A 14,028-nucleotide genomic window follows, 5' to 3' on the forward strand; every position below is an offset into this window, starting at 1 on the left:
CGATCGGGGCATGCTAGGAGGGAAGGCGTCCGTGTTCTTGATGATTTGCGTCTCTCGATTGATAGTTTGCGACAGGGCGATGGCGTGTCGGCGAGCGGTGCGACGCATGGCGCTGCCGGCACGGCAAGCCTTCGGCGGGGTGCCAGTGCTGCGGGCTGACGCCAGCCCAGCGCTTGAAGGCACGGGAAAAGGCGCTCAGTTCGGAATAGCCGAGATTGAGGGCCAGGTCGGTAATCGACTCGCCGCGCTCGAGGGCGTTGCGGGCGATCTGGAAACGCGCGGCGTCGAGCAGCGTCCTGAAATCGCTTCCCTCGGCGCTCAACTCCCGTTGCAGGGTACGCTCCCGCATCTTCATCAGCGACGCGATGGCGGCCAGCGTCGCCTCGCCGGCCGGGATCAGTTCATGGATCAAGGCCGAGACGGTGTGCAAAAGCGGTTTTTCCTGATGCGTCGCCTGCGCCTGCAGGAAGGACTCCATCGATTGCCGGATTTCCGCCGAGGGGGGCTCGGGGCGCTGCCGGAGCACGGTGCTCGGAAAGACGATGGCGTTTTTTTCCTGCTCGAAGAGGATAGGCGCGCCGGTGTGCTTCCGGTATTCGTCGAGCGGGGCCAGCGCCTTGTGGGCCAGGTGCAGGCAGGCGCCCGCCATGCCGGCCGGGGCCATTTCGCGGAGCGCGTTGTAGCCGAGCAGGATGCTCAGTTCGGCGAGCTGCTCCAGCGGGATGTCCGTATCCAGGTCGAAGTCGATGGCGATGCGGGCTTCCCTGCCTTCGACGCGCAAATCGCTGGTGACGCCCTGGGCGTGGAAGTGGAAATGCCTCTGGATCGCTTCGAGGCTGTGCTGGACGGTGTCGTAGCCGCCGGCAATCAGGCTGAGCGGCCCGAAGGTCTGCAGGCCCTGGTAGGAAGCCAGGGTCAGGCCGAACAGGGGATAGCCGGCGGTGTCCGCGCCACGGTTCAGCAGGTGGGCGAAGCTGTCGTAGGAAATCATCAGGTCCGGGGAGCGCAGCACGGCGCTTGGCAAGCGCTCCTGGCGCAGCAGCGCCAGGGGGTTGATGTGCAGGCGCCGGCACAAGGGGTGAAGCCCCATCAGGGCGCCGCTCCTGATCCTGTTTGCCGTTTGAAAGCGAGGCATCTCCAACCTCCTTTGCGTGTCATGTCGTTATGATTGGTTTCGGCTGACGCTTGCGCGATCGCCATGCCCGAATCTAACGCCGGCATGCAGGTGGCTTTATCCCCAAAATGGGGGGGCGGTGCCTGCCCGGGCCGGCACCGCGAGTCGGGGATGCCCGGAGATTACTGCCCGAGCAGCTCGGCCTTCAGGTCGTGCGCCCGCTTGACCAGGTAGGCGCGGATGTTTTCCACGTCTTCCAGCGACAGCTTGCCGCCGAAGGGGGGCATGCCGAGGTGCGAGTGCGATCCCCGGACGATGTCCTGGAACTGGACGTGCTTGTCCTGGTTCAGGTAGCGCAGGTCGGGAATGATGTTGGCGCTGATCGCGCTGAGGCCGTGACAGGCAGCGCAGTGGCTGCCGAAGAGCTTGGAGCCGGCCTGGACCGCATCGTTGCCGGCGGTCATCTCCGGCGGCTTGGGCGGGGTCATGTCGCGGCGGCGCACCGGCGGCATCGGGGTCTTGCCGTCGAGCTTGAAGACGTAGAGGCGCGAATCGGGCACCACGCGCGCGCGCTCGGCGACGGCGCCGAAGGTGATCGGGAAGGCGCCGCCCCAGCCGACGTTGAAGGCCACGTACTGTTCGCCCTTGACCGAGTAGCTGATCGGCCCGGCGACGACGCCGCTGGAAACATCGGTCGCCCACAGCTGCTTGCCGGTGTCGGCGGCGTAGGCGCGCACCTGCCCGTGGGTGGTGCCCTGGAAGACCAGGTTGCCGGCCGTGGCCAGGGTTCCGCCGTTCGACATCATCGGGTAGGGAACGGACCAGATTTCCTTTTGCTGCACCGGGTCCCAGGCCTGCAGCTTGCCGGTGAACAGCTTGGCGAGTTCGTCGAGGCCGGCCTTGTCCTCCGGCACGATCGGGATCTGAACGCCGAGGTTGGGCGTGCCCTTGCTCGGGGCGCGGCGCTCGATGTTGGGGTTGAAGTGTTCGGCAGAAACGTGCTGCGGGATGTAGACCAGGCCGGTCTTCGGGCTGAAACTCATCGGGTGCCAGTTGTGGGCGCCCTGCGAGCCGGGGAATACCAGCTTCGGTTCGTTCTTGGTCCAGTAGTCGGCGGCCTCGGGGTCGAAGATGGGGCGGCCGGTGGCTTTGTCGATGCCCTTGGCCCAGGTGACGATGCTGCCAAACTTTTCGGCCGAGATGAACTGCCCGGTGGCGGCGTCCAGCACGTAGAAAAAGCCGTTCTTCGGCGCCTGCATGACCACCTTGCGCGGCTTGCCGTCGATAGGCAGGGTGGCGACGATGATGTCCTGCGTCGCGGTGTAGTCCCAGGCGTCGCCCGGCGTGGTCTGGTAGTGCCAGACGTACTTGCCGGTATCCGGCTTGACGGCGACGATGGAGGAAAGGAACAGGTTGTCGCCCTTGCCTTCGGAGCGCATGCGGTAGTTCCAGTAGGAGCCGTTGCCGACGCCGATGTAGAGCAGGTCGAGTTCGGGGTCGTAGGAGAAGGCGTTCCAGGCGGTGCCGCCGCCGCCCTGCACCCAGTACTGGTCGCCGAACCAGGTCTTGCGGATCATCGCGATGGTGTCGCTTTCGTCGCCCTTGGCCGGGTCGCCGGGGACGGTGAAGAAGCGCCAGGCCTGCTTGCCGGTTTCTGCATCGTAGGCGGTGACGTAGCCGCGCACGCCGAATTCGGCGCCGCCGTTGCCAATGATCACCTTGCCCTTGACGACGCGCGGGGCGCCGCTGATGGTGTAGTTGCGGTCGTGGTCGATGACGGTATCGACCGACCAGGCCTTCTTGCCCGTTTTGGCATCGAGGGCTTCGAGGCGGCCGTCATAGACGCCGACATAGACCTTGCCGTTCCAGTAGGCGACGCCGCGGTTGGCCGCGTCGCAGCAGCCGGTGCCCTGGATGCCGCGCCAGACCTTGGGGTCGTATTTCCACAGCAGCTTGCCGTTGGTGGCGTCGAGGGCGTAGACCATGCTGTAGGCGCCGGTGGTGTACAGCACCCCGTCGACCACCAGCGGCGTGGCCTCGACGACGCGGTCGAGGTCGTACTTGAACTGCCAGGCCAGGCCGAGCTTGTCGACGTTATGGTCGTTGATCTTGTCGAGCGGCGAGTAGCGCTGTTCGCCGTAGGTCCGGCCGTGGCTGAGCCAGTTGCCGGCGTCGGCCGCGTTGGTCTCGACCGCGGCAAGGCGCCTGGCGTCGACCTTGGCGGCGAGGCAAGTGCCGCTGGCCAGAAGCAGGCTCAGCGTCACGGTGGCCAGATTGAACGGTGTTTTCATGTTGTCTCCTTCGGGATATTCGGGCGCGAATTCTCGATATTGCGTACGACGTCAGTCGATTCTTGGGCACTGTAAATTTGAGCATCTTGGCGGGGGAATTTCTATCCCCCGTTCGGGGTGAAGCTTCCCCTGGTTAAAAAGCAGGGGGCTTCCTCGGTGCGGACAGGCGTCGGTCGCTGGCCGTTCAGTCCAGCACCGCGCCTTGCGACGCCGGTAGTACATGCTTGCGGTAGCGCTGCATGAAGCCGTGCGGCGCCGGGCGCTCATGGGGCGTCCACTGCGCGCGCCGGGCGGCCAGCGTGGCCTCGTCGACATGCAGGGTCAGCCGTTTGTTCGGGATGTCGATCTCGATCAGGTCGCCATCCGCGATCAGGGCGATCGGGCCGCCTGCGCTGGCCTCGGGGCAGATGTGGCCGACGCAGGGGCCGGAGGTGGCACCCGAGAAGCGGCCATCGGTGATCAGCGCCGCGCTCTTGAGGCCGGCCATCTTCAGCGCCAGCGTGGCGCCGAGCATCTCGGGCATGCCGGGCGCCCCCTTGGGGCCCAGGTAGCGCAGCACGACGACGTTGTTTTGGGCGATCCTGCCCTCGCCGATGGCCTTGATGGCCTCTTCCTCGCTGTTGAAACAGATCGCCGGGCCCTGGCAGTGCAACATGTTTGCGGCGACGCCGGACTGCTTGATCACGGCGGTATCCGGCGCCAGGTTGCCGCGCAGGATGGTGATCCCGGGCAGCGGCCGGAAAGGTTTGTCGAGCGGCGGAATGACGGCCGGGTTGCCGACGACGGCAGCCTCGATGGTCGCCTGCAGGGGCTTGCCGGTGACGGTCATGCAGCGGGTGTCGAGCTTGCTCGCCAGTTGCTTGAGCACGGCGGGCATGCCGCCCGCTTGCCAGATCTCCTGCATGCCCAGCGGGCCGTTGGGGCTGACCGCAAGCAGGGTCGGGATGTCGCAGGCGGCATCGAAATCGGCGGTGCCCAGCGGAACTTGTGCCGCGTGGGCGATGGCCGGCAGGTGCAGCGCGGTGTTGGTCGAGCCGCCGATGGCCATGGCCGTCACCACGGCATTCCTGAACGCCGCCGGGGTGAACATCTGGCGCGCATTCAGTTGCTCGCCGACCATGGCGACGATGCGTTCGCCGGTGCGGCGCGCGGCATGCAATTTGTCGGCGTGCCAGCCGGGAATGTTGCTGGAACCGGGCAGGCAGATGCCGAGCGCTTCGGCCAGGCACTGGAAGGTGTTGGCCGTGCCCATGATCTCGCAAGCGCCGCAGGTGGCGCAGGTGGTGGTCTTGGACAGATGGTAGGGATCGTCGTGGTAGTCGCCGTGGTCGATGGAGTTCTTCGGGTTGGGCGCGTGGCGCACATCCATCTGCCCGGGGCCGGCGGCGAGATAGATGGCCGGCAGGTCGAGGCGGGCCATGGCCATCATCATGGCCGGGTTGATCTTGTCGCAGCCGGCGATGAAGACGATGCCGTCGTAGGGTTGCGAGCGGATATGGGTTTCCAGCATGTCGGCGATCAGGTCGCGCTGGGCCAGCACGAAGCGCATCCCGTCGTGTGCCATGGCGACCCCGTCGCAGGGTGCGGGCACGTTGAATTCGGCGCATTCTCCGCCGGCGGCGAGGATGCCGTCATGGACTTTCTGCGCCAGCTTGTCGAGATGGGCATGGCCGGTGGTCAGCTCGGTGTGCGAATTGGCGATGGCGATCAGCGGCCGCGTCTTGAGCTTGCCGGTGTCGTAGCCCGCGCCGTGCAGCAGGCCGGTGCGGAACATGTTGAGGATAGGGCTGGCGCTGTTGGAAATGATGTCGCTGCGTTTGCTCATGGGGAGGCTCCGGAAATAAGCAGTCAATGAAAATTGGCGTTTGCTGCCGGCGTGTGCCGGCGGTTGCCAGTCGGGTCGGGGGCGGCGCGTTGTCCGCGGTAAAAAGGGAATCTGCTTTGGGGCAGCTGCGAATTGCGCAACCTTCTGGTGCGCAAAGCCAGCCAGGCAAGTGCCGTGGACAAACCGGCCAACCAGCTCCAGTGGATGGTCGCCGTCGCAAGGCTGCCGCGCGTCGCGGCCGGTGGCGCCGCGCCTGCCGCTGCATCGCGTGCGTCGGCCCGGACCTCGGGGGCGGCGGCAACGCGCACGGTCAGGGCAGGCAGGCTGGCGGTTTCCGGTTTGCCGCTGGCGGTGTTGAACCAGCGGATCTCGACGGCCGGCAAGGTGTATGTGCCCGGACGCTGGAGCACGTAGGTGAAGCGCTGCGTCTGCACGGCAAGATCGGCTACTTCGCGCTCGCCGGGCCGGTCGGCGAAGAGTGGGGCGTCGGCATAGGCGGCGATGCCGTCCACCGGCGCCTGGAGGAGGACGGGCAAGTGCACCGCCGGCATCCGCTCGGCGCTCTGGGTAATGGTCCTGACCAGCGCATCGCCGACGCGCAGATCGCCGAGCGGGCGATCCAGGCTTTGCCGCAGGCGGTAGCGGGGGGCGGCGATGAAATAGCCGAGGTCCGCCATGCCGGCAGGGATCGCCGCCTGGAGCGTCAGGGCCGGCGAGTACAGCGTCGCCTTGGCCTGCCGTTCGCCATCGGCAAAGGCCAGGTCCACCGTCAGGGGCGGAATGTCGAGGCGACCGGGTTTTTGCGGGGTGATGGCGTAGTGCCGCCGGATGCCCGCATAGACGACGCCGGCGATGGTTTCGTTGAGGTTGGCGCCGGCGTTTTCCGACAGCCGCATCTGGGCGCCGGCCACCTCGGGCGCGGCGGGCAGCGCCACCGGCCCGGCGAACCAGCCGGGGACCAGGATCGTGAGTTCGAGGATGACCGTTTCGCCGACCCAGGGAGCGGGCTTCGACAGGCTGGCACGGACGAGGGCGCCCGGTGCGGCGTAGGTCGAGCCGGCGCCAAGGATCAGAATCCACAGCAGGGCGAAGGGAAGGCAGCGCTTCATGGCTTTCCGCCTTGCCGCGCCGCTTCGTCGCCGAAGCGCAGACGCAGGAACTCGCCGGCGTCGCTGTTGATCTGCCGCAGCCACAGCTGGGCGAGGGAATCCGGGTCGAGCTTGTCGATCGCCATACGGCCGCGCTTGCCGCGTGCGCCCCGGTGGTCGATCTCGGCTTGATCCGGATCGAGATTGGGCTCGCCCCGCCCGTCGAACGCCTCCGGCGCGGGCCGTTTGCTGCGCTCGGCGATCAGCGCCAGCACGATGCCGCGGTTGCGCGTGGCGCTCGGCCAATCGGGACGGGCCGCCAGCGCGGCATCGTACTCGGCCAGCGCGTGGTCGAATCGGCCGGCCCGCGCGGCGACGTTGCCGAGGTTGAAATGGCGCTCGGCCGGGTCCATTTCGGCTTCGGCGAAGGCCTGCCCGGCGCAGGCGTAGTCCGCGGCCCGGTAGCAGGCCGTACCCCGCCAGGCCGCGTCGCGGAACTCCCCGCCGGCGGCCCGGTAGTGGCCGGCCGCATGGAGCGCCGCGCCGGCCTGGTCCGGCGTCTGCCACCAGTAGGCCGGATCGGCGAACCAGTCGGGCAGGTCGTGACCCGCCTCGTGAGCGGCGGCGATGGCGACAAAGACGATGGTAAGCAGCGCGGCCAGTTGTTCGAGCCTTACCATCGCAAGCTCCAGCCGCGCCGGGCGCCGGCCAGCGCGAGCAGGAGCAGCGCTGGCAGCAGCAGGATGCCGTCGTCGCGCCAGTCGCTGGCGGCCGTGTCGGCCAGGCGGGCCGCGGCCAGTTGCCGGGCGAGGGCGCGGTTGACGGCCGTCACGTCGGTATCGTCCGCCGTACAGCGGATGGTGCTGTCCGCCCAGGCGAGGCGGGGAGGCGCTTCCCTGGCGATGCTCCACACCACCGGCGCGGACCGGGCCGCCAGTTCCGCCGGCGGGTTGTCGGTGACGAGCAGCACGCTGCCGGCGCCGCCTTCGCGGGCGAGCATGGCCTCGGCCAGCGCCAGGGCGGCCGGGAAGCCCTGGCCGGGCTGGCCGGCCGGCGCCGGCGGCATCAGGCGGGGAGCGAGGACGTCGAGATAGGTCCGGATGGCGCCGGCGTCCCGGGTGAAGGGCAGGACGCGGTGCGCCGTCGGGCCGAGGGCGACGAGCGCGGTTTTCTGGTCGGAGCGCAGGGCGAGGAGGTCGCGCAGCTTGAGGCGCGCCCGGAGCAGGCGGGAAGGCGCGAGGTCGTCACGTAGCATGCTGGGGGACAGGTCGAGAACGATGACCAGCGCGGCGCTGTCGTCGGCGAAGGGCGACGGCGTGCGTTCCCAGCTCGGGCCGGACAGGGCCAGGCAGCTCAGGGCGAGCAGGGCGAACAGCCAGGTCGCCGGCCCTGGCGCGAGGCGGCGAGGCGGGCGGATGATCAGGTGCGCCAGCAGGTGCGGGGCGATGCGCCCGCGCCACGCGCCGGCCGCCCGTTGCCGGCGGGCATGCCAGAGCAGCAGCAAGGCCGCCGCCGGCATGCCGGCCAGCCAGGCCGGGCGCAGGAAGTGGAGGGGGATCAGGATGGCGCTCCAGTCAGGCATGCCATTTCGCCCGGGTGTGCCAACTCGCCCATAGCGCAGCACCGAATTGCCAGACGAAGAGCAACAGCGTCATGGCGCCGAGCGGCCAGTGGAACAGCTCGCGTTGCGGGCGATGGGTCAGGGTTTCGTGGTTTTTCTGTTCCAGCGCGTCGAGCTGCCGATAGACGGCTTTCAGTTCCTCGCTGCGGCCGGCGAGGGCGGAACGGCCGCCGGTGATCCGGGCGATGGCCTGCAGGGTGGCGGTATCGACCTTGTCCACGGGGTTGTCCGGCTTGCCGAGGGCGACCGTATGCACCACCACGCCGCGTTCGCGGGCGACCCGCGCCGCCGTTTCGGGCGGCACGCGGCTGCCGGTGTCGGTGCCGTCGGTGAGTAGCACCATGACGCGGCTGGGGGCTGTGCTGGCTTCGAACAGCTTGATGCCGAGGCCGATGGCGTCGCCAACCTGGGTGCGCGGCCCGGCCAGGCCGGGGCGCACCTCGGCCAGCAATTCGCGGACGAGCGCGTGGTCTTCGGTAAACGGCGCCAGCAGGTAGGCGCCGTTGCCGAAGACGGCGAGGCCCAGGCGGTCGCCTTCGCGGCTCCGGATGAATTCGTCGATGGCGCCCCTGGCGGCTTCGATGCGTTCGACCGGTCGGCCGCCGGGGGCCGCCACGTCGCGGGTCGCCATCGACTGCGAGATGTCGAGGACGAGCAGCAGGTCGCGCCGGGGGATGCTCCGGGTCAGCGGTTCCTCGATCCATACCGGGCGGGTGGCCGCCAGCAGCAGCGCGACCCAGCACAGCAGGAGGATAAGTGCGCCCGGCACCGACAGGGGCAGTACCGTGCCGTCGGTATGCGTCGGGGTGCCCGTTTCCTCGGCCAGGGCTGCGAAAAACGGGGCGTGCAGGGCCTCGAAGCGGGATCGGTGGGGCCGCCTGAATCGCCACAGCACCCACGGCAACGGGGCGAGCAGCAAGACGGCCGGCCAGCTCAGCGACAGCGCCGCCTTGCCGACCGGCCAGACCCAGGGGTGCCAGAGGCTGTCCATCATGCCGGCGGGGCGTGATGTTCGACCCAACTGCGCACGAAGCGCAGCACGGCCAGGGCATCTTCCCGGGCGACGCGGGCGGGCGGCCAGTAGGCGGCGTCGTGGAGCAGGGCTTCGGGAAGGAAGGGGTAGCGTGCCGGCAGGCGGGCCTGAAGGAAGGCGCTCCAGGCGGCCCGGTCGGCCGGCCGGCTCGCCGCGGCGGGCATGGCGAGCGCGCAGTCGCGCAGGACGAGCAGCGCTTCGCTGAGCAGTTGCTGCGCGGGCAGCGCGGCGCCGGCCGACTCCAGCGGGCGCAGGCGGCGCAGGGCCAGCCGGCGATAGCGGTTGCGCTGCCAGTGCCGCCGGAACTGCTGCATGCCGCGCACCGCCAGCAGCAGGGCAAGGAGGGCGACGAGCAGCCAGCCGGGTGCCGGGGGCCACCAGCCAATGGCCGCCGGTTCGACGATGTCGGCCAGCGCGGCCAGGCGGGCCTGCTCGGCGGCACTCAGCGGCGCGTTCATGCGGCTTGCCCCAGGGCGCGGGCGAGCTGCCCCGCCACGTCGCCGCCGGTGTCGATGCTCAGGCATGGCACCGCCAGTTCGCTGCGCAGGCGTTCGAGAAAACGGCTGCGCCGGTCGAGCAGTCCGTGCAAGGCATTGCGGGTGGCGGGGCGGGCGAGGTCGAAGTCGGCCTGCCGGCGGCCGTCGCCGAGGATGGCATGGGGGATGGCGGGGATCGCCAGGGCACTGCGGTCCCAGACCAGGACAGCGACCACGTCGTTGTGGCGGGCGAGCCGGGCGACGTGTTCGCGCGTCTGCGGGCCGATGCCCTGGAAATCGCTGATCAGCACGATCAGCCAGTCGTGGGTCGCCCGGGCGGCGACTTGCGCCAGCACGCGGTCGAGCTGCTGCGGCGCCGGTTCGATGTCGCGGTCGACGCCGAGCGCGGCATTGCTTTCCGCCAGCGCTTTCAATACTTGCATGACGGCCTTGCGGCTGCGTTGCGGCCTGATGTCGCTGATCAGCCGGTCGCCGAAGACCGTGGCGCCGATGCGGTCGCCCCCGGCCAGCACCTGCCAGGCGATGGCGGCGGCCGTTTCGGCGGCGGTGACGGATTTCATCTGCGCTTCGCTGCCGAAGAACATGCCGAGGCGCTGGTCCACCACCAGCAGCACCGGGCGTTCGCGCTCCTCGGCATAGACACGCGTGTGCGTCCGGCCGGTGCGGGCGGTGGCCCGCCAGTCGATGCGGCGGATGTCGTCGCCGGGGCGGTATTCGCGCAGATCCTCGAAGATCAGGCCGCGCCCGCGCAGGCGCGAGGCGTGGCGGCCGGCGAGCAGGCTCGACGGCGGCTGGCGCCCGGTCAGCCCCGGCGTGCCGCGCAGCCATTGCATGGCCACGAGCTCCGCCAGCGACGTATGGACGCAGGGGCTGCCGGGGGGCGGCGTGGTTTTCATGGTCAGACCGGCCGGACGCGTTCGATCAGGAGGTCGATGACCCGGTCGGCGGCTATGCCTTCGGCGCTGGCTTCGTAGCCGAGCACCAGGCGGTGGCGCAGGGCATCGTGGGCGATCGCCCGAACGTCGTCGGGGGTCGCGAAATCGCGCCCCGCCAGCCAGGCGTGGGCGCGCGCGCAGCGGTCGAGCGCCACCGAGCCGCGCGGGCTGGCCCCGACTTCCAGCCAGCGGGCGATGTCGCCGCCGAGCGCTGCCGGCTGCCGCGTCGCCTGCACCAGGTCGACGATGTAGCGGTCGAGGGATTCGCTGGCGTGCACGGCGCTGACGCCGCGGCGCGCCGCGAGAATGTCGGCGGCGGAGGCGGCGGGCGCCACCGGCGCGTCGCCGTTGCCGGCGCGCAGGAGCCTGAGCATGGCCATCTCATCCCCGGGGGCCGGGTAGCCGACCCGGATGTGCATCAGGAAGCGGTCGAGTTGCGCCTCCGGGAGCGGGTAGGTGCCTTCGTGCTCGATGGGGTTCTGCGTCGCCATGACCAGGAAGACCTCGGGCAGCGGGTGGGTCTGCCCGGCCACCGTCACCTGGCGCTCCTCCATGGCTTCGAGCAGCGCGGCCTGGACCTTGGCGGGCGCCCGGTTGATTTCGTCGGCGAGCACCAGGTTGGCGAAGACCGGGCCGGGGTCGAAACGGAATTCGCCGCCGCCGGCCTGCTGGTAGAACATGTCGGACCCCGTGATGTCGGCCGGCAGCAGGTCGGGAGTGAACTGGATGCGCGAAAAGCGGGCGTCGAGGGCCGCGCCCAGGGTCTTGATCGCCCGCGTCTTGGCCAGGCCGGGAAAGCCTTCGACGAGCAGGTGGCCGTCGGCGAGCAGTCCGATCAGCAGGCGGCGGACGAGACGGTCCTGGCCGAGTATCCGGCTCTCGACGGCGTGTTGCAGCCGGCTCAGGGCGTCGTGGGCGGAAATGGGAAGATCGGTTGCCATGGGTTCTCCGGCATCGGTTTGCTGCGGGCGAGACTGTACAAAATGAATTTACACGGCGGCGGCAAGGTGTTTTCTCCCCGTAATGGGGGAGGGACGGCGGGGATACATCGCGGTTATCCTGACGCGGCTATTATTGCCAAAAGTCGAATTGCCGAGTCGATTAGCCGATGCCCTTGCCCACCATGAGAACATCCCCCCGATTCCTTGCCGCAGCGGCCGTGCTCCTGATGCTGCTCGGGGGCGGGCTGGCCCTGTTCCTGGCTGCCCGGCAGGAGGCAGCCCCGTCGCCGACGGCGGCCGATGCCCCGGCCGGCTCGCTGCCAACCTATGTCGGGAGCGCCGCCTGCGCGCGCTGCCACGCCGAGGCGGCGAAGGCCTGGCAGGGCTCCCAGCACGCGCTGGCGATGCAGCCGGTGGAGGGCGGGGCGGTGCTGGCCAAAGTGGATGGCAAGGCATTCCGGCATCGCGGCGGCGAAACGCGCTATGTCGAGCGCGACGGGAAACTTTTCGCGAGCACGGCCGGCCAGGACGGCAAGCTGCGCGAATTCGAGGTCAGCCATACCTTCGGCGTCTATCCGCTGCAGCAGTATCTGGTCAGCTTTCCGGACGGCCGTCGCCAGGCGCTCGGGGTGGCCTGGGACAGCCGCTCGCGTCGGGAAGGCGGCCAGCGCTGGTTCCATCTCTTCCCGGAAGACGGCGCGCTGCCCGGCGAGCCCCGGCACTGGGCCGGCATCGACCAGAACTGGAACTACCAGTGCGCGGACTGCCATTCCACCAATCTGCGCAAGAACTTCGACGCCGCATCCGGGCGTTTCGCGACGACCTGGTCCGAGATCAGCGTCGGTTGCGAGGCCTGCCACGGCCCCGGTTCGGCCCACCTGGCGTGGGCGGCGCAAGCGCCGGCCGAGCGTGCAGGGGGCGCGAACGGGCTGCTGGCGCGTCTCGACGAACGGCAAGGCGTGACCTGGCAGCGCGATGGCATTGCGCCACACAGAAGCGTGGGCCGCGGCACGCAGCGCGAAATCGACGTCTGCGCCCGCTGCCACGCCCGGCGGGGGCAGTTTTCCGACGCGCACGCCGCCGGCCAGCCGCTGCTCGACGCCTACCAGCCGGCCCTGCTCGAGTCCGGCCTTTATTTCTCCGACGGCCAGCAGCAGGATGAGGTGTTCACCTACGGCTCCTTCCTGCAAAGCCGGATGAACGCGGCGGGGGTGACCTGTTCGGATTGCCACGAGCCGCATTCCGGCAAAGTCCGGGCGGCGGGCAACGCGCTATGCACGCAATGCCATGCCGCGACGCGCTTCGACAGCGCCGAACATCACCACCATCCGGCCGGGGCCGGCGCGCAGTGCGTCGCCTGCCACATGCCGGCGCGAACCTACATGGGGGTCGACCCGCGGCGCGACCACAGCTTCCGCATTCCGCGCCCGGATCGCAGCCTGAGCCTGGGCGTTCCCAACGCCTGCGACAGCTGCCACCAGGCGAAGGGCGCGGCCTGGGCGGCCGACGCCATCCGGCGCTGGTATCCGGAACCCAGGGGCGGCGCGCAGGATTTTGCCGAGGTTTTCCGGATGGCCGAAGGCGAGGAGGTGAGCGCCACGCCGGCACTGCACGGGATCATCGCGGACGCCGGCCGTCCCGCCTGGGTGCGGGCCAGCGCCATGCACCGCCTGGGCTTGCTGCTCGGCGGCGATGCCGCCGGCGACCCGGCGAACCGGCGGGCCGTGACCGGGCAGCTCGACGCCGCCGACGACACCCTGCGCTGGGCAGCGGTCGGCGCCATGGCCAGCTTCCCGGCGCGGGAGCGGGCCTATTACCTGGCGCCCCGCCTCGGCGACCCGCGGCGCCTCGTTCGCATCGAGGCGGCTCGCCACCTGGCCGGGGAGGCCGAGGCGGCGCTGCCGGAAACGGCGCGCCCGGCCTTCGCCGCCGCCGTGAAGGAATTGATTGCCGCCGAGCAGTTCAACGCCGACCGCCCGGAAGCCATGGTCCGCCTGGGCGACCTGCATGCTGCGCGGGGCCAGGGAGGCGAGGCGGACCAGGCGTATCGGCGGGCGCTGGAGATCGACCCGGGATTCGCGCCGGCCTGGGTCAATCTCGCGCAATTGCTCGAACAGCGGGGGCTGGGGAGCCAGACGACGGAATTGCTGCGGCAGGCCGTGGCGCGCAACCCGGGTTCGGCGGAAATCCGGCATGCGCTGGGGCTGTCGCTGATCCGCCAGGGCATGCCCGGCGAAGCCCTGGCGCAGCTCCGGCAGGCCGCGGCGCTCAGGCCGGAGGCGGTGCGCATGGTCTATGTCCATATCGTCGCGGAGCACGATATTTCCGGCGTCAAGGCGGCGCTCAAGCCCTTGCGTCTGGCGCTCGCCAGGCATCCACGCAACGCGCAGCTGAACGAACTGGCTGCCCGCTATTTCGCCGAGGCCGGCGAACGCAAGGCGGCGGAAAAAGGCTTGGCACCATCCGTGCGGGATTGAGCCGGCGCGCGCGGAAGCCTTGCGCGGCGCCTTCCGCCGGCCGGAACCGGCGGGAGCCGGGCCTTGACCTGACCGGTAAGGCATTGGAGTATTGGTTACTTTAGTAAGAAGGCCGCAGAGCCTTTCATCGGTATCGGTCGCCGAAGCGCGACAGAACCGCTATTACGTGGAGACAAGAAACTTTGCGCAGCTCGATGGAACTGAAA

Annotated in this window: 11 protein-coding genes; 1 reads left to right on the forward strand and 10 read right to left on the reverse strand. The window is 69.6% G+C overall.

Annotated elements, in window-relative coordinates:
• Positions 1 to 13: 13 nt before the first annotated feature.
• The 10 genes from Q0P59_RS13690 to Q0P59_RS13735 form a co-directional block, all read right to left on the reverse strand.
• On the reverse strand, positions 14 to 1,135 hold the full coding sequence (locus Q0P59_RS13690) for an AraC family transcriptional regulator (RefSeq protein ID WP_295007178.1): 1,122 nt from the start codon (positions 1,133 to 1,135) through the stop codon (positions 14 to 16).
• Between the two features lie 161 nt (positions 1,136 to 1,296).
• Positions 1,297 to 3,405 (reverse strand): PQQ-dependent dehydrogenase, methanol/ethanol family, encoded by a 2,109-nt coding sequence (locus Q0P59_RS13695; RefSeq protein WP_295007180.1) that lies wholly within the window; start codon positions 3,403 to 3,405, stop codon positions 1,297 to 1,299.
• A 184-nt stretch (positions 3,406 to 3,589) separates the two neighbouring features.
• Positions 3,590 to 5,230, reverse strand: coding sequence for a dihydroxy-acid dehydratase (gene ilvD / locus Q0P59_RS13700; protein ID WP_295007182.1), 1,641 nt, complete (start codon positions 5,228 to 5,230; stop codon positions 3,590 to 3,592).
• A gap of 23 nt (positions 5,231 to 5,253) precedes the next feature.
• Positions 5,254 to 6,339 (reverse strand): hypothetical protein, encoded by a 1,086-nt coding sequence (locus Q0P59_RS13705; protein ID WP_295007184.1) that lies wholly within the window; start codon positions 6,337 to 6,339, stop codon positions 5,254 to 5,256.
• Complete coding sequence (locus Q0P59_RS13710; RefSeq protein WP_295007186.1) at positions 6,336 to 6,998, reverse strand: hypothetical protein; 663 nt, start codon at positions 6,996 to 6,998, stop codon at positions 6,336 to 6,338. The genes Q0P59_RS13705 and Q0P59_RS13710 overlap by 4 nt, the downstream gene beginning before the upstream one ends.
• A complete protein-coding gene (locus Q0P59_RS13715) occupies positions 6,992 to 7,900 on the reverse strand; it encodes a VWA domain-containing protein (protein WP_295007188.1) in 909 nt (302 codons plus the stop codon). The genes Q0P59_RS13710 and Q0P59_RS13715 overlap by 7 nt, the downstream gene beginning before the upstream one ends.
• On the reverse strand, positions 7,893 to 8,933 hold the full coding sequence (locus Q0P59_RS13720; protein WP_295007190.1) for a VWA domain-containing protein: 1,041 nt from the start codon (positions 8,931 to 8,933) through the stop codon (positions 7,893 to 7,895). Before Q0P59_RS13720 ends, Q0P59_RS13715 begins: the two co-directional genes overlap by 8 nt.
• On the reverse strand, positions 8,930 to 9,430 hold the full coding sequence (locus Q0P59_RS13725) for a DUF4381 family protein (protein WP_295007192.1): 501 nt from the start codon (positions 9,428 to 9,430) through the stop codon (positions 8,930 to 8,932). The genes Q0P59_RS13720 and Q0P59_RS13725 overlap by 4 nt, the downstream gene beginning before the upstream one ends.
• A complete protein-coding gene (locus Q0P59_RS13730) occupies positions 9,427 to 10,365 on the reverse strand; it encodes a DUF58 domain-containing protein (RefSeq protein WP_295007194.1) in 939 nt (312 codons plus the stop codon). The genes Q0P59_RS13725 and Q0P59_RS13730 overlap by 4 nt, the downstream gene beginning before the upstream one ends.
• Before the next feature lie 2 nt (positions 10,366 to 10,367).
• Positions 10,368 to 11,327, reverse strand: coding sequence for a MoxR family ATPase (locus Q0P59_RS13735; RefSeq protein WP_366090817.1), 960 nt, complete (start codon positions 11,325 to 11,327; stop codon positions 10,368 to 10,370).
• A gap of 200 nt (positions 11,328 to 11,527) precedes the next feature.
• Here Q0P59_RS13735 and Q0P59_RS13740 point away from each other — a divergent pair, with 200 nt between their 5' ends.
• Entirely contained in the window at positions 11,528 to 13,822 is a 2,295-nt protein-coding gene (locus Q0P59_RS13740) for a multiheme c-type cytochrome (RefSeq protein ID WP_295007197.1), read from the forward strand.
• The last annotated feature ends 206 nt before the right edge of the window (positions 13,823 to 14,028 follow it).

It is taken from the genome of uncultured Dechloromonas sp. (assembly GCF_945957265.1).
Lineage (GTDB): Bacteria > Pseudomonadota > Gammaproteobacteria > Burkholderiales > Rhodocyclaceae > Azonexus.